The sequence below is a fragment of the Neolewinella lacunae genome (assembly GCF_014349155.1).
Classification (GTDB): domain Bacteria; phylum Bacteroidota; class Bacteroidia; order Chitinophagales; family Saprospiraceae; genus Neolewinella; species Neolewinella lacunae.
Map to the genome: position 1 here is coordinate 91,667 of NZ_JACSIT010000154.1, position 22,806 is coordinate 114,472.

The following is a 22,806-nucleotide window of genomic DNA, read 5'->3' on the forward strand; positions in this document are numbered from 1 at the left end:
CTTCTTACCTTGCCGGGGTGAAACTGCATACCCACATCCGGCTGATCGGCCAACCTGCGTTGGCTGACGCTTTGGAGCGCTTATCCACCGCGCCCTCCCCTGCGGCCAGGCTGCTGGTGGTGTACGATGCGGAGCGGCCTTTCGTTGAGCGAATCCTCGGGGCGGCGGGGTACACCGACCTGCCCACCCAGGCCCATTTGCTGGAGTGGAGAGGTGAGGACGGGGGGCTCGACCTCGCGGCCCTGCGCCATCACCTGGGCGTTAACCGTGTGATGCTTTTCGGGCAGTCGCTGCCGGCCCTGGGCTTGCATTTTCAGGTGGCCAACTACTTTCCATTGGAGGTAGCGGGCGTTCATTTCCTCATTGCGGAGTCGGCCGCCGCCATTTCCCGGGCCAGGGAAGCGGGCAACAACGGTCCTGCTGCCGCCCTCTGGCAAGCGATCAAGGCCTCCTTTATGTTCGCCCCCTGATGCGGCCTCCCGCTTTTGTCCATCCGCTAACCTTTTGCCATGTCCAGCCTGGTCTTCGCCACCAACAACGCCCATAAGATTGCCGAGATCCGCGCCCAGCTGGGCAGCGCCTACAATTTTTTCAGCCTTCAGGAGATCGGTTGCCACGAAGAACTCCCCGAAACCACCCTTACCCTGGAAGGCAACGCCCGGCAAAAAGCCCACTTTGTGAAAGACCACTACGGTTACGACTGCTTCAGCGAAGACACGGGCCTGGAGATCGATGCCCTCGGTGGCCGCCCGGGGGTGGATACGGCCCACTACGCCGGTCCGGAGCGCAGTGCGGCGGCCAACAATGCTAAGGTATTGGCCGAATTGGGCGACACCGCGCTGCGCACGGCCCGCTTCCGCACCATCATTTGCCTGGTCCAGGGCGAAGAAGAACACCTTTTCGAAGGCCGTTGCGAGGGCCACATCGCCCGGGAACCCGGCGGGGAGGGAGGCTTCGGCTACGACCCCATCTTCGTCCCCGCCGAGGGCGATGGCCGCAGCTTCGCCGATATGGGCACGCAAGAAAAAAGCCAAATGAGCCACCGCGCCCGGGCCATGCAGCAACTCCAGGATTTCCTCACCCGCCAGGCTGATCAGTAATGCGCACCCTCGTCCCCATCCTCCTCCTGGCCTGCCTGGGCTACGCCGCCTGGTACTATTGGCAGGCCTACACCGACCGGCCGCTGCGCGAGCACGTACTGCTGGCCAGCCCGGCCGAGATCAGCAGCGTCAGCGTCCAACCCTGGTCTGCCGTTCAGCCCTTCACCGTAACGCGCAACGAAGCGGGCGGCTGGGTGGTACGGGAGGGCACCATCCAGGTGCTCGACCAGGCGGAGAAAGCCGAGGCCTTCGTAGAGGCACTGGCGGCGCTGCGGACGGACTCCGTAGCACAGCGTTTCCCCGCCGAAGAGCTGAGTCTCCTGACGGTGCATTCCGAGGCCCACGGCGCAGAGACTTTTGCCCTCGCCCGGCCGCTCGAGGGGCCGGCATTGCTGCGCGTGGAGGCCACCGGCGACGTCTTTGCCCTGCCCGAAGCCGCCCTCCGGCCTCTCCTGCCCGCCCTGGACTTTAACTACTACCGCGAACGCCGCCTGCTGCGCCTTGCTCCGGCGCGGGTGGATAGCATCGTAGCCTGGCAGCGCGACAGCTTTTTGTGGCGCATCACTGGGCCGGCCGCCGCACTACACGCGCCAACGTTCATTGCACCTGCGGACGCGCCCTACGCCGATCACTTCGATGAAATTGCCCACCAAGACCGCTACCACGCCACCATCATTTTGTACGCGGCCGGGCAGCCCCACCGCGTTACGGTCTTTCAAGACGCCCTCTGGCAGCCGCCCTGGGTACTCGTTGGGGCCGATTTCCCGCGTCGTTTCCTGGGCCTCGATAGCCTAAGTTTTCCGCAGCCCGGGGAGATAGAATAAGCGGGCGCGGACGCAGGTGCTCCCCCCAGGACAATGAGCAAGGCGCGACTGCCGGCCGCCGATTTAACCCCGCCAAATGAAACATTCGCACCGGCAGGCGTTATCCCTGCCTAGCCTGATACAATAGTGGTGCTCCGACTGATTATTTTCCTGACGATCCTCCTGGCCCTTGATGCGTACGCCTTTCTGGCGGTCCGCAGCTGGCTGTCTCCCTACGCCAAAACGACGCGTCGCATCGGCTACGGGTTGTACTGGGGTTTTTCGCTCCTGGCCTTCACCTTCCTCTTGCTCAACGTCTTTGAGGTAGCCGACCACTGGGGAAAATCCACGAAGCTTTTTCTGCGGGTTGGCCTTTTCCTGCACTGGATTTGCAAACTCCCCATCGTATTGGTGTTGCTGCTGGATGACCTGCGGCGGAGCATTACTTGGCTCGTCAACCGCATCAGTCCGGTTACGGAGCGCGACAGCAGCCGCTCCCGCTTCATGGCCAAGGCCGCACTGCTGGCCGGGGGCGTCCCGCTGGCCACCCTGACCTACGGCGTAGTCCGCAACGCCTACCGCTACCGCCGCATGGCCGTAGATGTGCCCATTGAGGGCTTGCCCGAGGGGCTGGACGGCTTCCGCATTGTACAGATCAGCGACATCCACTCCGGCAGCTGGACCCGCACCGCCCCCCTCTACCACGCCGTTGAGATGATCAACGCCGAGGCGGCAGACGTCGTCTGCTTCACCGGAGACCTCGTCAACAACGAAGCCAAGGAAATGCTGCCCTACGTCGATATTTTCCGGCAAATACGGGGCAAATACGGCGTCTTCAGCATCCTGGGCAACCACGATTACGGCGACTACGTGCAGTGGAAAAGCCCGGCGGAGAAAGCAGCCAACATGGAAGCGCTTTACGGCATTCACGCCGACCTGGGCTGGCAGTTGTTGCGCGATGCCAACCGCGTGCTCAGCGTCAACGGCCACAAAATCGCCATCCTGGGCGTCGAAAACTGGGGGGCGGCCCTCCGCTTTCCGCAGAAAGCCGATCTGCCGAAGGCGTACGCGGGGACGGAAGACTGCGACTGCAAAGTGCTACTGAGCCACGATCCTACGCACTGGGACGCGAAGGTGCGCCCGGAATATCCGGACATTGACCTGACGCTGAGTGGGCACACCCACGGCTTCCAGTTCGGCATCGAGATTCCCGGCTTCCGCTGGAGTCCGGCCCAGTACATTTACAAACAATGGGCGGGGCTTTACCGCGAGGGCAAGCAATTTTTGTACGTCAACCGCGGCCTGGGCTTTCTGGGTTACCCCGGCCGGGTAGGCATTCTGCCGGAAATCTCGGTACTGACCCTGCGGAAGGCTTGAAGGGGGAGAATAGGAGTGTCGGGCTAAAGCCTGACACTACCGTCCTACAAGTCGTCCTCTTCGTCCTCGGTTTTGCGGGACTTGCGGCCGGGTTTTTTCCGCTCCGCTGGTTCGGGTGAGCGGGGCGGGGGCAGGGGTTTTTTGATCTTGGAGATGATCTTATTGGGCCCCTCGCGGCGTTCCTGGGCACGGCGGGCAATGTCCTGGGCAGTCATGTCAAGCTCGCCGCTGGCTTCCATGCGCATCCCTTCCACACTTTTGGTGGTGGTGGGTACGGCTTCCAGGCGCTGGCGGTCGATGAGCTTGCCCGTGACGCTGCAGACGCCGTAGACCTTGTTCTTGATGCGGAGCATGGCGTTTTGGAGGGCCTGAACCTGGTCGCGCTTGCGCAGTACCTGCTCGTTGAGTAGTTCCATCTGGCTGACGGAACCACTGTCTTCGCCCATATCGGCACCAAAGCCTTCCGACATGGTCTCGCTCAAATCACTGATCTGATCGCGCAGCAGGGCGAGTTCGTTTTTGGCGAGCGCGTATTCTGTTTTTATTTTCTCGGCGAATATCGCGAGGTCTTCATCACTATATCTTTCCATGGGTCGCTACTATGGCCTTACTCGGGTCGGGTTCGGATTGCTGGGGCAACCACGTCGGCTGCCGTTTGCCAATGATACATCTTTTTTCCAGTTATGCAAATTGTCCGCTACAGAAGTAGTGGTCGATTGGCGAAATTCCGCACGTTTGGCCCTACCGAATACCGCTAACGGGGGGCGAAGAAACGCAGAAAAACGTTGGAAAAGCAAGGACTTGATTAATTTTGCCGCTGCTTCTTACAACCGTCCGCTGCTTTCGGGGTGTTGTAAGGGCAGTATTTTGCCGCTCCGGCGGCTTTTTTTTGAACGCTACACCGTCCATTCCCCATGGCCATAATGATTACCGACGACTGTATTAACTGCGGAGCCTGCGAGCCAGAATGCCCCAACACCGCCATCTATGAGGGTGGAGTGGAGTGGAAAATGGCCGATGGCACCACCGTGGACAGCGCCTACACCATCCAAACCGGGGACACCATTGAGCCTGATGCAGAGCAGGCTCCCATCAGCGATGAATTTTACTACATCGTCCCCGATAAATGCACCGAATGCGTCGGTTTCCACGAAGAACCCCAGTGTGCCGCTGTTTGCCCGGTAGATTGCTGCGTCCCCGACCCCGAGCGGGTAGAGGCGGAAAGCCTCCTGGCCGCCCGGCAGGCCAGATTGCACGCTTAGGGAGTAAAGGAATCAAGGAATAAAGGGGTAAAGGAGCAAGGGGGTAAAGGGTGAGGGAATACTGACCCTGGCGCGTGCGGCCCCCGGGTTTTTCCCTGAGCCGCCTCGCCCGCCGCCTTAGGAATCACCACCGAAGGTAGCACCGCACGCCGAATCCGGCATCCGGGGCTAGCCAAGATCATGCACCTAATCCAGGCAGCATACCGCAGGGTACGAAGTGCTAAGCCCCTACATCCCCTTAAATCAAACGCTTGAACACCAGGCGCAGGCCCAGTTGGTAGAAATTCCGGTTGGTCCGGTCGGGGTCTTCCAGGAAATTACCCTGAAGAAAAAACTGGAAACTGGGCTGAAGGCGGAGGCTGTAGTTATCGCCCAGCTTGCGGTCGTAGCCAACACTGGTATTCAGGGAGATGACGGGCGAGCGGAAGACGGCGTTGGGGTCGGGGTCAATGTTTTCGCGACTTACCTCATTGCCGTCCAGGAACGAGGTACGTTCGGTATTGGTTGCCAGGTGAAGGTGGGCGGCGAGCCCCAGGGAAAACGAGACGCGGTCTTTGGGCCGGATGTCTTGGTAGAAATTCAACTCAAAGGGTACGGAGAGGTAGTGGGCGGTGACGGTTTCGGCGAAGGTCCGGCCCGATCCCAGCCCACCGATGCTTTGTTCTTGTACGTCGTAACCCGTTTGCAGGTAGCGCAGGCCGGTGGTGAAACCAATTTTATCGACCCGGTTTTCGTAGACCAGCCCCAGGCCGTAGCCGCCGCGGCCGCTTTCGAGGCTGTCTTGCCGTTCCAGTTCGGAGAAGACAACGCCCGCGCCACCGGTGATGCGGCGGTTGCCCTGGTGGATAAAGGTTTCTACCCCGAAGCCCCGTTCCAGGGTCTGCCCCGTCAGGAAGAGCGGAAAGAGAAAAAATGCTGCCAGCACTGCACGCTGCATAGGCCAGTTGTTGAATTGCCCTTACAACTTTGGGGCCGCCCGGATTATTGCCAGAGGAGGCCGGCGGTAACCTTAACGCAGAGGTTAGGCGCATGCAAATATCACAACTAACTGGTCTTCCACGGCCTTTAGGAGGTAGTACGGTATCCGTTCAAAAAGTGGTGGGTTCGCCTAGTTTTACCCCTCCCCCTTCCCCTCCCCGCAGGCGGAGGGGTGACCTTCTCTTGTCATTTTTCGTGCTTGAGGAAAATATTTTTAGTACCCAGAGTGAAGGAGGTAGGCACTATTTATGCAAAGATAGTTAACGCACAATCTGATGAAAATCAATATTTTAAACAAAATAAATCATGGCTCCTGGGCACCCCTCCCACATGGGACCGGCGAAGCCAGCCGCGTAGCGCACGGGACGGGGGAGGGGTCTTACAACCAACTGAAAACCCATAAGGAAACCCTAGAAGCCTCCATTGAAAAGTGGCTGGTCCATTCCCCACAATTTAGACACAAGTAAACATAGCCCCCGCCCCACCACTTTTTGAACGGATACGCAGTACGGTAGTTTTGTAGTTCGATAGTAGGTATTGTCCACTACCGAACTAAAAAACCATTACGATCCAACCCTCTGAAAATCAGCGAGTAGCTAAGTTCCACCCCTCCCCCAACCCAGGGTCAACTTTACTGCAAGACCCGCGTATCGTAGGTGCCGATGCCCTGGGCCTTGAGCCAGCTTTGGTGGGCGCGGAGGCGACGCAGAAAATCGGGGTAGTTCCTTTTGCTCTGCGGGGTCCAGCCGATTTCGGCCAGGGCCAGCAGGCGGGGGAAGGTGAGGTAGTCGATGTCTTCGATGTTGCGGATGGTCTCGCCCCACAGGGGTGCCTCCACGCCGAGGATATCGGCGTCGGTGATGCCTTCGGTCAGCTCGGCGGGGTTCCAGTTGTAGGCGGAGTCAACCTCAATGTAGGCCGCCCAGTGGAGGCCGATACGGGAGGTGCTGTCGTACTGCATATCCAGGTAAGTCCGGGTGGCGGGGCTCATCAGGACCTGGTTGCCGGAGGCGCGGGCCATCTTGGCGTATTCGGCGTGGTTCCAGAGTTGGGCAATGGTGCCTGGGGCGAGTCCAGCTACGGCGACTTCATCCCAGCCCACGGGGATTTTACCGTTGTTGATGATGATTTGTTGGGCCTGGCGGACGAACTTCACATAGTCGTCGTGGGGCGTAACGGCGCTTTCGTCGCCCCCGAGATGAAAGTAAGGGCCGGGGGTGAGGTCGGAGATTTCCCGCACGACGTCTTCCACGAACTGGTAGGTGACTTCTTTATTGGCATCGAGGGTACTGAAGCCGACGCGGGTGCCGGTGTAGGGGTCGCGGGCGCGGCCGTCAAGGTTCAGCTCAGCGTAGGCGGAAAGGGCGGCGTTGGTGTGGCCGGGCATATCGATTTCGGGCACCACGGTCATGCCGCGGCTGGCGGCGTAGGCTACGAGGTCCTGGTACTGCTCCTGGGTGTAGTAGCCGCCGGGGGTGCCGTCAACTTCAAAGCGGCCGCCGATTTCGGCCAGGGCGGGCCAGGATTTGATTTCGATGCGCCAGCCCTGGTCGTCGCTCAGGTGCAAGTGCAGGTGGTTGATTTTGTAGGGGGCCAGGCGATCAATGACGGCTTTGACGGTGTCAACGCCGAAGAAAGTCCGGGCCACGTCCAGCATATAGCCGCGGTAGGCATAGCGGGGCCGGTCGGTGATGGTGCCCACGGGCAAAAAGTGACCCACCTCCGTGCTGGGGCTGAAGGCGATGATTTGTTCCAGGGTAGTGGTGCCGTTAAAGATGCCAGCCGCGTCGGGGGCAGTAATGGAGATGGCCTTGGGCAGGATACTGAGCCGGTAGCCGCCGGCCGGGAGACCCAGCGTAGAATCGATGGCGGTGGTGAGGGGGAGGCCAGTCAGGCCCTTGCTCTTCAGGTATTCCACGGCACCTGCGTCCGCGCCCAATTCCGCTACCTCCACCGCAGGGCCAAAGTAGAGGTAACCCGCTTCAGCCGTCATTTCTACGGGCAAGGGCACCAGGGGAAGCTCCGAAAAAACGGGCATGTTTTCGGGAGCGGGCGGCACCTGCGGACCGCAGGAAAAAAGGCAGAAAGCAAGGACAAAGCCAAGGAAAAGACGCATGATGACGGGGTTTGAACGGGGCTAAAGATAGGGTTTGGGGGAGAAAATAGTTGTCGCCGTCGGGCTGACGCCCGAGGGGGGGGGCGGGCTGAAGCCCAACAATACCGGGGTCGGGGTGAAGCCCGACATTACCTTCCGGTGGGGGCGGGATAAATTCCTCAATGCTTTTATCTTTAGCCCATGCCTTATGCTTCTCTTTTCCTTCTGCTCCTGCTGGCCGCCTGCGCGGGTCCCGGGGCGGAAGCTCCCCCCGTTTTACAGGCGGCCTTCCCGGTGCCCCTGCCGCCGCCCGCCGCCGCTCCAAAAGTGGCGGTGCCGCTCGCCTTCGATTACGACACGACGGAGTGGACGGAAATCATCCGCCTCGATTCCACGCTGCGCCTCGACCTGCGCTACGCCACGGCCAACAACTTCATGGAGCGGGTGATCTACGACTGCGGGCGCTGCTTCTACCGCCCCCCGGTGGCGCGGGCGCTGCTGGCCGTGCACCAAAGCCTCAAGGCCCAGGGCCTCGGCCTCAAGTTTTACGACTGCTACCGCCCGGGCCCCTACCAGCAGCGGCTCTGGGATGTTTTGCCCGACCCCCGCTACGTGGCCGACCCCAAACGCGGCAGCCTCCACAGCCGCGGCGCGGCTGCTGACCTGACCATCGTTCACTTAGCCAGCGGCGAAGAGCTGGACATGGGCACGCCCTACGATTTTTTTGGCGTCGAAGCCTACACTACTACCACTGACTTGCCAGACACCGTACTGGCCAACCGCGCCCTCCTCCAGGCCGCCATGGGCCGACAAGGCTTCCTGCCCATCCGCACCGAATGGTGGCACTTCAATTTCGGCGGTCCCCGGCTGCCGCTGGCCGACTGGGTCTGGGATTGCCCGGCGATGGATGGCGGCGAGTAAGGATGAACGGCTGGGCGGCGCAACCATTGGCGGCGCGCTCCGTTACGTACCCAAAAGCAGTAAACTATGTTTGGCCTCTTCAAAAAAGACCCCGTAAAAGCCCTGGAAAAGGAACATAAGCAACTCATGGAAGAAGCCATGGCCATCCAGCGCAGTGGCGACCTCAAAAGCTACGCCGCCAAAATCGCCGCCGCCGAAGCCGTGATGGATAAGATTGTCGCCCTCAGCAAAGACCGCTCCTAGTGGGCCAAGCCCCTGCCCCATGGCCCACAAAAAAACCGACCTCCCCACCAAGGTATGCCCGGTCTGCCAGCGCCCCTTCGCATGGCGCAAAAAATGGGAACGCGTTTGGGATGAAGTGCGTTACTGTTCCGAACGTTGTAAGCGACAGCGGCCCAAAGCAGCCAACCCCTCTGCCTCCCCCGATCAAAAAAAACCATGAAAGACCGCCCCTACGAGCTTCCCGCCGTGACGGATGAACAGGAAGACACCTTCGTCTTCCACCCCAAAAACGTCATCCTTACCCTGCTCTTGTCCAGCCTGACGATGCTGTTTTTGGCCATGACGGCCGCCTTCGTCTACACCCGGGTGCAGAGCGACCTGCCGCCCATTAAGCTGCCTTTGCTGTTTCTGCTCAACACCGCCATTCTGCTGGGCAGCAGCTACACGATGATCCTGGCGCGGCGGGCTTACCTGGCCGACGATACGGCGGGCTACACGCGCATGCTGTGGTACACGCTGGGCCTGTCCTTTTTCTTCCTCGGCATGCAGTGTCTGGCCTGGTACCAGCTGTTCAACCAGCAGATTTACATCACGTCTGATAATTCGGCGGGCTACCTCTACGTCATTTCCGGCCTGCACTTTGCCCACGTCATCGGCGGCATCCCTTTCCTGGGGGTTTTTCTGTACCGGGCGCGGAAGTACATGAAGGAGCCCGTCTCGGTGCTCGTCTACTTCTCCGATCCCGCCAAGCGGCTCAACCTGCGCCTGCTCACCATGTACTGGCATTTCCTCGATGCGCTCTGGATTTACCTGGTGCTTTTCTTTTTCGTCAACCAGCTCATCTGGCAGTTTTGGCCGTAGGGAAGGGTTAAGGGGGCGCGGCCGCAGGTGCCCACCCCGTTGGAGGAGCAAGGGCCGACCCAAAAAAACGCCCTCCGGCTGTTAACGCCATCCTAAAAGGCGGGGAATGCGGGCAAATGACTAACTAAAGCCCCGGCGGTCGCGTTTCCAGTAGCTGACACGTGTATTTTCGCGCCCGGAAGCGCATGGACCAACAAACGCCGCAAATTGAGGAAAGCAAAAAGCCCCGCCGCTTCGGCCGGGCCTGGAAGTGGTCGCGGCGGCTCTTTCTCTGGCTCCTTACGGTCCCCATCGCCCTTTTTCTGCTTTTCCAGTGGCAGCCCGTGCAAGACTGGCTGGCGGGCCGCGTCACCAAAGCCCTCAGCGCTGCCCTGGAAACCCGCGTGGAAGTGGAGCAGGTCCGCATTTCCTGGTTGGACGAACTGACCATCAACGGGCTTTTCATTGAAGACAAATACGGCGATACGCTCCTGTACAGCCAGCACCTGGAGGCCGACTTCAGCATCTTTTCGGGGCTCAAAATTGAAGGCATCCTCATTGCGGATACCCGCTTCCAGATTCGCCGCGACCTGGGCGACGCCGAAAGCAACCTGGCGACTGCCCTGCGCAAACTCCTCCCCACCAGCGATGAACCTGCCAACCCCCTCAACCTTAAGTTGCAACGGGTTGATCTGCAACGGATCACCTTCATCCAAAACGATAGTGTCAAAGGGCAACGCTTCGACGTCAGCCTCCTTTCCGGCATTCTGCGCATGGACGATCTCGACCTGCCCAACCGGGAGGTACGCATTGGCAGCGTAGAGTTGCGCGAACCCCTGGTGCGGCAGACTACCTTCGCCCCCAGCCCCATCCCGGAGGTGCTGCGGCAGATGGACAGCCTCGTGCAGGAGCGGGGGGACACCAATTACCTGCACATCACGGCCAACAGCATCGAAGTAATTGACGGCAGCTACGTGCTCGATAATTTCCGCCGCGACCCCATTGACGTGGCCGATATTACGGCGGTGGACTTCGCGCGGCTGGGCACTTCCAACGTCGATCTGGAGCTGACCGAAGTCGATTTCTACAACGGTGCCTTCCAGGCGGCGCTCAAACACCTGAGTTTGGAGGAGAAGTCGGGCTTCGTGCTCGACCGCCTGAGTGTGCAGGACCTTAAAATCACCGGAACGGAATTGCAGCTTTACGACCTGGAGCTCGTTACCGCCGAAAGTTACCTTTCCGACAGTCTGCGTTTCACCTTCCGCAATGGGTGGAATGCCTGGTCGGACTTCAACGACGAGGTGCGCATGGACATCCGGGTGAAGAACAGCGACGTGGCGGTGCGGGACATTCTTTACTTTGCGCGCAACCTGCGCTTCAACCCCTTTTTCCGGGAAAACCGGGGACAAAAGATCAACATCGGCGGCTGGTTCAGTGGGCCGGTCAATAACCTGCGGGGCCGCGACGTGGTGCTTTCGCTCGATCCCTACAGCAGTCTGGCTGGCAGTTTTGGTTCGCGCAACCTGGCCAAGCGGGGTTCTGAATCGTTGAACCTCGACCTCCAGCGCCTGAGCACCAACATGCGTACGCTGCGGCGCTTGTTTCCCGACCTCGACCCGCCGGAGAACTTCGACCGTCTGGGCGGGCTGCGCTTCCGGGGCCGCTTTGACGGCTTCTTTACCGACTTTGTGGCAACGGGAGATCTGCGTACCGACATCGGGCGGGCCAACTTCAACATGGCCATGGTCATTGACGAACGGCAGCCAGCGCGCTATCTCGGGCAGTTGGCCTTGAATGACTTCGACCTGGGCACCTGGACCCAGAACCCGGAATTTGGCCTGGTGACCTTCAACGGCGCCATCGAAAACGGCATTGGCCTGGAGGCGGCTGCCGCCAAGGCCGACCTGACGGCTACGGTGCAGGAATTCAACTTCCGGGGCTACACCTACCACAATGCAGTGGTGGACGGACGGCTGGAGGAAAAGTTCTTCAACGGAACTTTCCAGATCGCCGATGACAACATCGACCTCAACTTCGTGGGCCAGCTGGACTTCCGGGATTCCGTACCCAGTTTCGACTTCGACGCCAACCTGCGGGAATTTGACCTGCTGGCCCTCAACCTCAGCACCCGGCCCATCGCCCTTTCGGGCAACATCGATCTCAACCTCCTCGGCTCCAACTTCAGCCAGATGGAAGGCCGGGTGGAACTGGACAGCTTCAACGTCTTGCTCGACACCGTCAACATTGACATCGACAGCCTGATTGCCTACTCCAACTTTAACGCGAAAGGGCAGAAGGTGGTAAAACTGGAAAGCGACATTGCTACGGGCGAAATTGTGGGCCGCTTTGACCTGGACGACGTTACGGGCAGCCTGACCAACTACCTGCTGGCCTACTATCCCAGCTGGGCCCACCGCCTGCGCATCAAAGCACCGCGCCGGGTGCCGCCGCCCAACCGCTTCAGCTTTGCTTTCAATGTCCTCAACTCCCGTGGGCTCAACCGCCTGATCAATCCCCAACTCGGCAGCTTGCAGGACATCAGCCTGAGCGGAGAATACGACGGATTTATCGACGAGCTCAAGGCCGAACTGCTCGCGCCAGCCCTCTCTTTTGGCAACCTCCGGATGGTTGACCTCGTCTTGCGGACCCAGGGCAGTAAGGGTGAGGGGGAGCTGGACTTTTCCGTGGACTCCACCTTCTCGAACGGCAAGCACCTCCTCAACCGCGTCACCCTCAACAGCCTCATCGACGATGAACTGATCAACTTCGGCATCACCTACGGCGGATCGGAGGAAAACGTCTTGCTGGACAAAATCAACCTCGACGGCCTGCTGACCTTGCCCGACAGCCAGAACTACCGCCTCAGCTTTGAAGAATCCGTGCTGGAAATCTTCCAGGAACGCTGGCAGATCCGCGGGGGGAACTACCTCACCTTCGGGCCGGAGTACATCGATGCCCAAAACTTCTCCCTCCGCAGCGGCCGCCGGACCATCCGCCTCAACAAACTGGGCAACAACGGACTGAACCTGGACATCCTTAATCTGGATCTGGGCCTGATCGACTCCCTCTGGGCCTACGAAGCCCTCAACTTCAGCGGGGAGGTAGACATCAACGTGTCCGTGGCCAACGTCTTCAAGCAGGAAGGCATCCGGGCCAACGTTCGCTCTGATACCTTTCTGATGAACGGCGACGACTACGGCTACCTGAGCCTCGACCTGACCGCCCCCAACCCCCGCAGTAAACTCACCGCCTACCTCAACCTCAACCGGGATACGGCCCAAATCATCGCCGAGGCCACCTACAACCTGGCCGACCTGACCGAGAACCCCAGCAGCGCACGGGATCGTAAAAACTACCTCGACCTCAACGTAGGCATCAACGGCTACCCCCTCGACATCGGGCGCTACTGGGTGGGCGGATCGGTGTCAGACATCACCGGCCTGTTCAATGCCAAACTCAACATGGTGGGCCCCACCAGCCAGCTGGACGTCAGCGGCTACATCGACGCCCTGGGCGGAGCCTTCACCATCGACTATCTCCAGACCCGCTACCGCTTCTACCAGAGCCGGGTCAACATCACCAACACCCTCTTCGACCTGGCCAACACCCGGCTCATCGACCGCCTCGGCAACGCTGCCGTAGTTACCGGGGGCATCACCCACGACCGGCTTAAAAACCTGGGACTCAACGCCCGCATTGATACCGAACAATTTCTGGCCCTGGACCTGAAGCCGGGCTTCAATCCCCTTTTCTACGGTACGGCCCTGGGTACGGGCCGCGTGGTATTCACGGGCACTTTCCGCCAACCCGACATTTACGTAGCCGCCACCGTAGGCCGGGGTTCGCGGCTTTCCATCCCCGTCAGCTACGGCAGCGAGGCCGGCCCCATTGAAAACGTCCGCTTCGTCAACCGGGGCGTATACACCGAAGAAGTGCAGCCCACGGCGGTAGAACCCACCGGCGTCAGCCTGCGCATGGACCTTTCCGTGCGCGACGAAGCCATCGGGGAAATCATCTTCGACGAAGAGGTGGGCGATATCCTCCGCGGCCAGGGCAACGGCAACCTCCAGCTCAACATCCCCCGCGACGGGGAACTGGAGATGTACGGCGATTACTACATCACCGAAGGGAGCTACCTGTTTACCTTCCAGAAAATCATCAATAAGGAATTCTCCGTGCGGCCCGGCAGTAAAGTCACCTGGACGGGAGACCCTTTTGCCGCTACCCTGGACATTGAGGCCGACTACGAAAACCTCAAAACGCCCATTCTGCCCTTCATCCAGGAATACCTCATCAACGAATCGGGCACCGAAAACGCCGTCACCACCAATGCCCGCAAGGCGACCGACGTAGACCTGACCCTGAAACTCAGTGGCCTGCTGACCCAGCCCGACATCAACTTCGACCTCAACTTCCCCAACCTCGACGGTGACCTGGAGCGCTACGCCAACAACAAACGCCGCCTGTTGCTGCTCGACCAGAACGAGCTCAACCGCCAGGTCTTCGGCCTCATCGTCGCCGGGCAGTTTTTGCCTTCCGACCTCTCCTTCGGCATTTCCGACGCGGCCATCAACACGCTCTCCGAGTGGCTTTCCACCTACGTCAGCCTGCTCATCAAAGACCTGCTCAAAGACGCCTTCGGCGAAGAGGCTTTTATCTCGACCATTGATTTTGACTTGGCGTACAGCAGCTACCGGAACTCCGCCTTCAACACCACCAACGACGGCCGCAGTTCTGCCTTTGAACTCTCTTTCAGCCGCGACATCAACGACCGCCTCAAGGTGCGGGGCGACGTGAGCCTGCTCAACAACAACCAACTGAGCGGCCTGGGGAACTCGGGAACCTTCGTCGGCAACGACTTCGTTCTCGAATACATCCTCAATGATGCACGCTCGCTGAAAGTGCGGGTGTACCAGCGTTACGAGCCGGACATCACCAGCGGGGGGCGTTTCCAGGTGGGCACCGGCCTGAGCTGGCGGCGGGAATTCGACACCTTCAAAGAATTTTTCGATGGCTTCAAAAAAGATGCCAAAACCCTGGAAAAGTAAAGCTGGTGGGCGCGGGCGCAGGTGCCGGGAGCGGGGACGGAGGAGCGGGGCGGGGCGAACCGGCACAAAAAACCCCTCGTCCGAAGGGGGCGAGGGGCGAGAATATGGTATGTCAGAAAGCTTTCTCAAAGGGTTGCCGTCAGACGGTTCTTTGCCGACTGACAACCGCGTATCTTGAGGGAATGGAGGTGTTGGGAAGACCGGCCAGCCGGAAACCACGGATAAAAGTAAACATCCCGGGCGCAAGGTAGGGAATGTTACGGTGATTTTTTTGGAAATAGCAACCCCATGACCGTGGGGGGAGGGGAAGGATTGACCGCCGTAGGCAGCAGCGTAGTTAATGGGTGAATGAGCGAATGAGCTGTCGCACTGGACTGGCTGGCGCACGGTATGGGCTGATTGCGCAGGACAATTAACCTGGTGGGCGCAAAAACATAGCATAAAAAAGACGTGGACGCTGGCGGGTGCGGTATAACTTGCGGCGAAACGAAAACTGTGAACTTATGCGCACGCTTCTTACCCTGCTTTTCCTGACCTTCCTTTGCACCTGCGGCAGCGCCCAACGAGGGCTCCTGAAAGCGGGCCCCATGCTTGGCTACTGTGAGCAACGGGAGGTGATGATTTGGGTCCAAACCACCGAGCCCGCAGCGGTGGCCATCGTCTACACCGATTCGTTGGGCAAAAGCTACCGCACCGCTCCGGTGATGACCCTCCCCCAAACTGCGCACGTGGCTAAACTGGTGGCCGACCGCGTCTTGCCCGGCCAGCATTACACCTACCAGGTAGAGATTAATGGCGAAGTCATTGCCCTGCCCTACCCCACTGCATTTACGGCCCAGCCGATCTGGCGCTGGCGGCAGGATCCGCCCGACTTCACCGTAGCCCTCGGCAGCTGTACCTACGTCAACGAGCCCGAGTACGACCGCCCAGGTGCCGGCTACGGCAGCGAATACGAAATCTTCACCAGCATTAACCGGGCCCAGCCCGACCTGATGGTTTGGCTGGGCGACAACATGTACCTGCGGGAGCCCGACTGGTACACCCGCACCGGCTACTTCCACCGCTACAGCCACACCCGTGCCCTGCCCGAGATGCAAGCCCTGCTGGCCCGCACCCACCACTACGCCACCTGGGACGACCACGATTACGGCCCGAACAACTCCGACCGCACCTGGGTACAAAAGGAACTGGCCAAAGAAACCTTCGACCTGTTCTGGGGCAACCTCACCAGCGGGCTGCCCGGCAACGGCGGCATCACCAGCACTTTCCGCTACAACGATACCGACTTTTTCCTCCTCGACAACCGCTCCTTCCGCACCCCCAACGACCAGAAACGGCCCGACAACAAGACCCTGCTCGGCGAACAACAACTCGAATGGCTCATCGAAAGCCTCATCTCCAGCGACAGCCCCTGGAAGATGGTCTGCATCGGCGGGCAGGTACTCAACACCCACCGGGGCGGCAGCGAAACCTACGTAAACCTCGCCCCGGCGGAACTGGAATACCTCCTGCGCAGAATCACCGAGGAAGACATCAGCGGCGTAGTTTTCCTGACCGGCGACCGTCACCACACCGAGATGAGCCAACTAAAACTTGCCAATGGCAAGATGGTCTACGACCTGACCATCTCCAGCCTGACGGCCGGAACGGGGAGCAGCCGCGACGAACAAAACAACAACCGCGTAGCGGGAACCCTCCAGGTGAGGCACAACTTCGGCCTGCTCAGCTTTGCCGGGCCACTCCGGGAGCGCCGCCTCACCGTAGAAGTCTTCGCTACCGACGGCAGCTTGCTCTGGAAGCGGGAATTGACCCGCTAAGCGTCAGAATGCGGATTGGCGAATAAGTAGTGGTGCCAACAAGGGCCACTACTTATTCGCGCGTCCTTAGAGCTTGTCTAAATTTTTACTTCCTGATAATCAAGCAGTTTGCTACGCAGTACTTCGTGCTACGAACCTGCCGTCACAAAAAATGGCTTACGTAGTGCACTAGGCGCGCAATCTTTTGTCTAGCCAGAACCGTAAGTCATTGATTATCAGTCCTTAAAAACTCCAGACAAGCTCTTAGTCCTTAAATACCTCAACGTCGCGGTTTTTCACCACGAGGTCGGTGAACTTTCCTTTGAAGCGGGTGGCCTTCACGATGTGGTTATCGATCCAGTGGTAGTTGCCGCCGCGGGGCTTGTTCATGAGCATGGAGTGCCACTTGAAATTGTGGCGGGTGAGCCACTCTTCGGTGATTTCCCGGTGCTCTTCGGTGCGGGAGGTGAAGAAGGTGATGATGTGGCCTTCATCGTACCATTTATTTACAATGCGGAGGGCATCGGGGTAAGGCAGGCAAGTGCCCATGCGCTCGGGTTCCTCGTTGGGGATGTCGTCGCAGATCGTTCCGTCGATGTCGATCAGGAAATTCTTGACGCCATTGGGGAGGACGGGGCTGATGAGTTCGCCTTTCTCGTTGAAGGTAGTTTCGAGGGCTTTTTCAGGACTAGCCATAAGATTAGTTTGCTACGGAGTAATTTGGGGGAGGGGGAGATCTAAAATGCACCTGCCACAAAGGTAAGGCTTGCCCACGTCAGTAGCGCCCGTTTTCCTCCGAAAGGCCGTACGGAATTACGGCACTTTACGTTGGCCAAAGGAGCCGGGGGCCACCCATATGCCCCCGGCTGCATGGTAATTCACGGTGGAAAGCCCGGCTTACTCTTCCAGATAATAGGCTCCGGCCGTCACCCATTCTCCCGCCGGGACGGGCGGAGTGAAGGCGACGAAATCATCCCAAAGCCGGGCATCGGCCAGCAAGGTCTTGGTCAGCCCATCCCCGCTTTTGCGGTAGCCGAAATACTGCTCGCCCTCTCTGGTGACGGCCGAGAGGGGCAGTCCCGTCAGCGTCCGTTCGCCCGTCAGGATGGTGGCATTGAGGAAAAGGCCGGGAACGATGCCATCGGGTAATTCCCCTACGAAGTGGCAGTGGACGTTCAGCGTAGCGGTCTCCATATCGACCATGGGGTTGAGTTGTTTGATGCTCGCTTCGCCCTCCGCCCCGTTGAAGGGCAGGCGGAAGGTGACCCGTTGCCCCTTGGCCAGTGCCGCCACTTCGCGGGAAGGAACGCTCAACTCCAGGTGCAGGTGGTCCGTCCCAGCCAGTACGATGAGTTCGTCGTCGGGCAGTACCCGCTTGCCCTGGTTGGTTTGTACGGCGTGGACGTAGCCGCTGCTGCCGGCAAAAACCCCCACGGAAGATTGGAAGCTACCGTCTTTTTCCAGTCCGTCGACGTCCACACCGTATTGGAGCAGTTCCTGGCGCAGGCCCGTGTAAGTGGCGTTGAGCAACTCAACCTGGCTTTTGGCGTCGTCCAGGGCGGCCGCCGTGGTGGCCTCGCCCGCGTTGAGGGTGTTCTGGCGTTCCAGGGTCCGGCGTGCGGCCGCCAGCTGGACCCGGGTTTCGAGCAAAAGGCGTTGGCGGGGAATCAGTTCGGGGTTGGTGATGCGCAGCAGCTGGGTGCCCTTGCGGACGTAGTCGCCGGGCAATACCCGGAGGTCAGAGACCTGCCCCGGGGTGCGGGCGTGTACGGAAATGAGGTCGGTGGGCGGCACTTCGACGGTACCGGTGCAGGCGATTTCGTGGCTGATTTGGCGTTCGGGGAGGGGACCGGTTTGCACCAGTCCGGGAGTGGGTTCAGCGGCGGTGGCAGCGGCCTCGGCTGGCGGCTCCGGGCTGGTCCCGCAGGCCACGCAGAGCGCGAGCAGGAAGAGGGAAAAGAGCACTTTCATCTTAAAATTGGGTATTGGTCAGGAACTGTTGTTCCCGGATGAGTTGATGGAGTTGGTGGAGTTGCGCGAGGCGCTCCTGGCGGTCCGTCAGCAGCGTATCACTGAGTTGGCGGAAGGTCAGAAAATCGATGGCCCCCTCGGCAAATTGGAGGCTGGCGATGCGCAGGAGGCGGTCTTCGCTGGCGGTGGCTCCCGCGTCGGTACCTTCGGTGGCGCTGCGCAGGGTGCGGATGTTGCGGTCCAGTTCTTCCAGACGCTGCTGGCGTTGTGTGGACAGGCTGCGGCGCAGGGTGCTGAGTTGCTCGTCTTGCAGGCGGCGTTGTTCGGTGCGGACTTTGCTTTCCCGGCGGTCGAGGGGCAGGGCCAGGCCTACGAAGAGGCCCTGGAAGGCCAGTTCTTTCTCCAGCGTCTGCACGAAATAGCCGGCGGAGAGCTGGGGCTGGCGGCTCAGGGTGCGGTCCAGTTCGCCCTCCCGGCGCAGCGTTTCCTGGCGGGCCCGCAGCTGTTGTTCCCGGGCGCTGGTATCGGCGGGTAGGGCCGTGCTTACGGGCAGGGGCAGGGCCAGGGGGCGCGGTCGCAGGTGCTGGGTAGAGGACAATTGAGCGAGGCGACGCACTTCGCTCTCCGCCGCCAGGGCCCGGCTGGCGGCCAGGTCGCGGTTGCGCCGGGCGGAGCGGAGGCGCTGGCGAAACAGTTCTTCCTCCACCACCCCGAGCGTTCCGGCCCGCTGCCGGGTAAGGAGCTGGCCCTCCAGCTCGGCGTAGCGCTGCAAGACCGTATCCTGCAGGGCAACCTGGGCCAGCTCGTAGCGCCAGGCGTCGTAGGCCGTGGCCAGCTGGTAGGCCAGGTTGCGGCGCAAGGATTGGCCGCTGGCGACCACTTCGGCCACCTGGGCATCCACCAGCGCGGCGCGGGGAGCCCGGCTGAAGAGGTGGTTGAAATTTTGCCGCGCACTGATGAGGTGGTCAAAGTCCCGGGCGTTGATCTGCCCGCCCTGGTAGTCGATTTCCAGCGGTGCCCACTGCCCGATGGCCTGGCGGTTCAGTCCCACGGCAGCCTCTTCCCGGCGCAGGTTGGCCAGCTCAGGGTTTTGGCCGATGGCGAGGTCAAGCAGCTGGGGAAAGTCTTCGATGGGCTGGGCGTGGAGACCGGTATTGCCCCCCATTGCTCCTAACAACAAGACCATGGCACCTGCGGCCGCGCCCCGGAAACTACGGCCGTTGACTACCCGGTAAAGCGCCGGCAACACCACCAGCGTCAGCAAGGTAGAAGAGAGCAAGCCACCGATGACGACCGTCGCCAGGGGCCGCTGCACCTCCGCTCCGCTGCCCGTAGACAGCGCCATGGGCAAGAAGCCGAAGGCCGCCACCGCCGCCGTCATCAACACCGGCCGCAGGCGGGTGGTGGCGGCTTCGGTGATGGTTTCGATGACGCCCAAGGCCCGCTCCTGCCGCAACTGGCGAATGGCACTGATGAGTACGATGCCATTGAGCACCGCAATGCCAAACAAAGCAATGAAACCAATGCCCGAGGAGATGCTGAAAGGCATGCCCCGCAGCCACAGCGCCAGGATGCCCCCGATGGCCGAAAGCGGCACCGCCACCAAAATCATCAGCGCATCGCGGGCCGACGAAAAAGCCAGGTAGAGCAACAGAAAGATCAGGCCCAGGGCAATGGGCACGGCGATGAGCAGGCGCTGCCGGGCGCTGCGCAGGTTCTCGAAAGTGCCACCGTACTGGATCTCGTAGCCGGGGGGCAGGTCGAGCCCCTCCGCCAACCGGGCCTGGATGTCTTCCACCAGCCCTGCCACATCGCGGTTGCGGACGTTGACACCGATGTTGATGAAGCGCCGGGCCTGCTCGCGGGAGATCAGCATGGGGCTGAGGCGTTCTTCCACGGTAGCCACTTCGCTTAAGGGGAGGAGGCGGCCGTGGTGGTCCGCCAGCGTCAGCTGGGCCAGGTCCAGGTCCTCCCGGTACGCTTTATCCAGACGCACTACGAGGTCGAACTTCCGTTCTTCTTCGTAGACGGCGCCCACGACCTCGCCGGCGTAGGCGGCCCGGACGAGCTGGTTGGCCGCGCGCACATCGATGCCGAACTGGGCCAGGCGGTCGTGATCGTAGCGGACGTTGAGCTGGCGCAGGCCATCGGTTTGGTCAACCTTTACGTCGCCCGCCCCGTCAATTCGCCGGATGATGTCGGCGGCCAACTCCGCCTGGGCCTTGAGGACGGTGGGGCTTTCCCCGAAAATTTTCACGGATACGTCGGACTTCGACCCCGTCATCAACTCGTTGAAGCGAAGTTGGATGGGCTGCGTGAATTCGAAGGCCGCCCAGGTGAGGGGAGCGAGTTTTTCCTTCATGAGGGCCATGAGGTCTTCGGTGTTGTCGGCTGACGTCCATTCCTCTTTGTCTTTGAGGATGATCATGATGTCGGCATCTTCGATGGCCATGGGGTCGGTGGGCACTTCGGCGGTACCGATTTTGGAGACGACGTGCCTGACCTCGGGAAAATTATCGAGCAAAATCCGCTCCGCCAGCGTGGAGGTGTGAATGCTTTCCTGCAGGGAACTGCCGGGCTTGATGGATTGCTGCATGGCGATATCGCCTTCCTCCAGGGTGGGGATGAACTCGCCACCCATGCGACTGAAGAGCAGTAGCGACAGGGCAAGTGCCAGGCCTGCCAGAACGAGTGTGAAGGTGGCCCTGTGCAGCGCGACGCGGAGTACGGGCCGGTAAAGCCGTCCGAAAAAATCCATGATCCGGTGGGCAAGCCCTCCTTCCGGCCGGATTTCTTTTTTGATGAACAGCGAAGCCATGACGGGGACGTAGGTTACCGAAAGCAGCAGGGAGCCGAGGATGGCCAGGCTGACCACCTGGGCCATGGGGCGGAAAGTTTTGCCCTCCACCCCTTCGAGGGCCAGGATCGGCAGGAACACCACCAGGATGATGAGGACACCGAAGGCAGCAGCCCGGTAAATCTTCCCCGTCGCCGCCAGTACAACCCCATCGAAGGCCGGCTGGCTCAGCTTTTGCCCGACGTAACTGACGGCCAGCACGTGCAGCAAGCCTTCCATGATGATGACTGCTCCGTCGATGACGATGCCGAAATCGATGGCCCCCAAAGACATCAGGTTGGCCGAGATGCCGAAGTAGCGCATGAGGATGAGGGCGAAGAGCATCGACAGTGGGATGACAGAGGCGACGATGAGGCCCGCCCGTAAATTGCCCAGCAACAACAGTAGTACGAAAATGACGATGAGGCCGCCTTCGATGAGGTTAGTCCGGACGGTATCGATGGTCCGGCCAATGAGTGCCGCGCGGTCGAGGTAGGGGTAGATGCTGACGCCTGCGGGCAGGGCACTCTGGATGGTTTTCATGCGTTCCTCGACGTTGGCCAGGGCTTCGGAGGAGTTGGCCCCTTTGAGCATCAGGGTGATGCCGCCGACGACCTCGCCTTTGCCGTCCATCGTCATGGCCCCGTAGCGCTTGGCGCTGCCGGTGGTGACGGTGGCTACGTCGCGCACGCGCAGGGGTGGGCCGGTGGTATTGCCCAGGGGGATGGCCCCGATGGACGCTGGCGTGGTGACCCGCCCATCGGTACGGATGTAGTAGGAGTAGCTGCCGCGCTCCAGGTAGCTGCCGCCGCTGTTTTCGTTGTTGTCTTGCAGGGCGGTGATGACTTCGGCCAGGCTGATGCCCGTGGCGCGGAGCTGGTCCGGCAAAATGGCTACCTCGTACTGCTTGAGGTAGCCGCCGAAGCTGCTCACCTCGATGATGCCGGGCGTACCGTTGAGCTGGCGTTTGACGATCCAGTCCTGGATGGTACGCAGCTCCGTAGCGTCGTACTGGTGGGCGTGGGCGGCATCGACGGTCAAGACGTACTGGTAGATTTCGCCAAGGCCGGTGGTGATGGGCATCAGCTCGGTGTCTACCCCTTCGGGTAATTCACCGGCGGCTACGTTGAGTTGCTCCTGGACGTACTGCCGGGCGCGGAGCACCTCCACCGTTTCCTCGAAAACGATGGTGATGACGGAAAGCCCGTAACGGGAGATGGAGCGGACCTCGAGCACGTCGGGGATATTGGTCATGGCCGCCTCCAGGGGGTAGGTGATGAGTTGTTCGACCTCCTCGGGGGCGAAGGTGGGGGCAACGCTGACGATCTGCACCTGGTTGTTGGTGATGTCGGGGACGGCATCGAGCGGGATGCGCGTAGCGGAGAAAATGCCGAGGGCGGCCATGGCAGCAACGCCCAGCAACACGATCAGCTTATTCCCCAGGGAAAACCTGATGATACTTTCGAACATAAAAACTTGGGAATGGCGGGAGGGCAAGGGGTGCTGGACGAAAATCCAGCAGCGCGCCGACCCGGGGTAGCACGATCGCTGGCCGGA

At 60.6% G+C, this 22,806-nt stretch carries 17 protein-coding genes; 11 read left to right on the plus strand and 6 right to left on the minus strand.

Annotated features, from left to right (window positions below; genetic code table 11):
* The first annotated feature begins 17 nt into the window (after positions 1–17).
* From H9S92_RS21435 to H9S92_RS21450, 4 genes are all read left to right on the plus strand, one after another.
* Positions 18–470 (plus strand): hypothetical protein, encoded by a 453-nt coding sequence (locus H9S92_RS21435; RefSeq protein ID WP_187468759.1) that lies wholly within the window; start codon positions 18–20, stop codon positions 468–470.
* Between the two features lie 39 nt (positions 471–509).
* Positions 510–1,100: an RdgB/HAM1 family non-canonical purine NTP pyrophosphatase gene (gene rdgB / locus H9S92_RS21440; RefSeq protein ID WP_187468760.1), complete on the plus strand. Its 591-nt coding sequence runs from the start codon at positions 510–512 to the stop codon at positions 1,098–1,100.
* Positions 1,100–1,924, plus strand: coding sequence for a hypothetical protein (locus tag H9S92_RS21445; protein WP_187468761.1), 825 nt, complete (start codon positions 1,100–1,102; stop codon positions 1,922–1,924). Before rdgB ends, H9S92_RS21445 begins: the two co-directional genes overlap by 1 nt.
* 129 nt (positions 1,925–2,053) lie before the next feature.
* Positions 2,054–3,280, plus strand: a complete 1,227-nt coding sequence (locus H9S92_RS21450) for a metallophosphoesterase (RefSeq protein ID WP_290282792.1) — start codon at positions 2,054–2,056, stop codon at positions 3,278–3,280.
* 44 nt (positions 3,281–3,324) lie between these two features.
* Here H9S92_RS21450 and H9S92_RS21455 read toward each other — a convergent pair whose 3' ends face one another.
* Positions 3,325–3,870 carry a TraR/DksA family transcriptional regulator gene (locus H9S92_RS21455; protein WP_187468763.1) on the minus strand — a complete coding sequence of 182 codons (546 nt, stop codon included), beginning with the start codon at positions 3,868–3,870 and terminating at the stop codon, positions 3,325–3,327.
* 324 nt (positions 3,871–4,194) lie between these two features.
* Between H9S92_RS21455 and H9S92_RS21460 the strand changes: the two genes are divergently transcribed.
* Positions 4,195–4,542, plus strand: coding sequence for a 4Fe-4S dicluster domain-containing protein (locus H9S92_RS21460; RefSeq protein WP_187468764.1), 348 nt, complete (start codon positions 4,195–4,197; stop codon positions 4,540–4,542).
* A gap of 238 nt (positions 4,543–4,780) precedes the next feature.
* On the opposite strand, the gene H9S92_RS21465 is transcribed toward H9S92_RS21460, so the two are convergent.
* Both H9S92_RS21465 and H9S92_RS21470 read right to left on the minus strand, forming a co-directional pair.
* The gene (locus H9S92_RS21465; protein ID WP_187468765.1) at positions 4,781–5,479 is read right to left on the minus strand and encodes an outer membrane beta-barrel protein; all 699 of its coding nucleotides are present in this window, start codon (positions 5,477–5,479) and stop codon (positions 4,781–4,783) included.
* 672 nt (positions 5,480–6,151) lie between these two features.
* Positions 6,152–7,636, minus strand: a complete 1,485-nt coding sequence (locus H9S92_RS21470) for a family 20 glycosylhydrolase (RefSeq protein ID WP_187468766.1) — start codon at positions 7,634–7,636, stop codon at positions 6,152–6,154.
* A gap of 180 nt (positions 7,637–7,816) precedes the next feature.
* Here H9S92_RS21470 and H9S92_RS21475 point away from each other — a divergent pair, with 180 nt between their 5' ends.
* The 6 genes from H9S92_RS21475 to H9S92_RS21500 all read left to right on the plus strand — a co-directional run bounded on the left by H9S92_RS21475 (position 7,817) and on the right by H9S92_RS21500 (position 16,463).
* Positions 7,817–8,536, plus strand: coding sequence for a M15 family metallopeptidase (locus tag H9S92_RS21475; RefSeq protein WP_222936201.1), 720 nt, complete (start codon positions 7,817–7,819; stop codon positions 8,534–8,536).
* A 66-nt stretch (positions 8,537–8,602) separates the two neighbouring features.
* Positions 8,603–8,779 (plus strand): DUF6435 family protein, encoded by a 177-nt coding sequence (locus H9S92_RS21480; RefSeq protein ID WP_187468767.1) that lies wholly within the window; start codon positions 8,603–8,605, stop codon positions 8,777–8,779.
* 19 nt (positions 8,780–8,798) lie between these two features.
* Complete coding sequence (locus H9S92_RS21485) at positions 8,799–8,978, plus strand: DUF2256 domain-containing protein (protein WP_187468768.1); 180 nt, start codon at positions 8,799–8,801, stop codon at positions 8,976–8,978.
* Entirely contained in the window at positions 8,975–9,619 is a 645-nt protein-coding gene (locus H9S92_RS21490; RefSeq protein ID WP_187468769.1) for a cytochrome c oxidase subunit 3, read from the plus strand. The genes H9S92_RS21485 and H9S92_RS21490 overlap by 4 nt, the downstream gene beginning before the upstream one ends.
* A 185-nt stretch (positions 9,620–9,804) precedes the next feature.
* Entirely contained in the window at positions 9,805–14,646 is a 4,842-nt protein-coding gene (locus H9S92_RS21495) for a translocation/assembly module TamB domain-containing protein (RefSeq protein ID WP_187468770.1), read from the plus strand.
* Between the two features lie 503 nt (positions 14,647–15,149).
* Positions 15,150–16,463, plus strand: a complete 1,314-nt coding sequence (locus H9S92_RS21500) for an alkaline phosphatase D family protein (protein WP_187468771.1) — start codon at positions 15,150–15,152, stop codon at positions 16,461–16,463.
* A gap of 243 nt (positions 16,464–16,706) precedes the next feature.
* Here H9S92_RS21500 and H9S92_RS21505 read toward each other — a convergent pair whose 3' ends face one another.
* The 3 genes from H9S92_RS21505 to H9S92_RS21515 all read right to left on the minus strand — a co-directional run bounded on the left by H9S92_RS21505 (position 16,707) and on the right by H9S92_RS21515 (position 22,719).
* Positions 16,707–17,138, minus strand: a complete 432-nt coding sequence (locus H9S92_RS21505; RefSeq protein ID WP_187468772.1) for an LNS2 domain-containing protein — start codon at positions 17,136–17,138, stop codon at positions 16,707–16,709.
* A gap of 201 nt (positions 17,139–17,339) precedes the next feature.
* Complete coding sequence (locus tag H9S92_RS21510; protein ID WP_187468773.1) at positions 17,340–18,413, minus strand: efflux RND transporter periplasmic adaptor subunit; 1,074 nt, start codon at positions 18,411–18,413, stop codon at positions 17,340–17,342.
* Between the two features lies 1 nt (position 18,414).
* The gene (locus H9S92_RS21515) at positions 18,415–22,719 is read right to left on the minus strand and encodes a CusA/CzcA family heavy metal efflux RND transporter (RefSeq protein ID WP_187468774.1); all 4,305 of its coding nucleotides are present in this window, start codon (positions 22,717–22,719) and stop codon (positions 18,415–18,417) included.
* Positions 22,720–22,806: the final 87 nt, after the last annotated feature.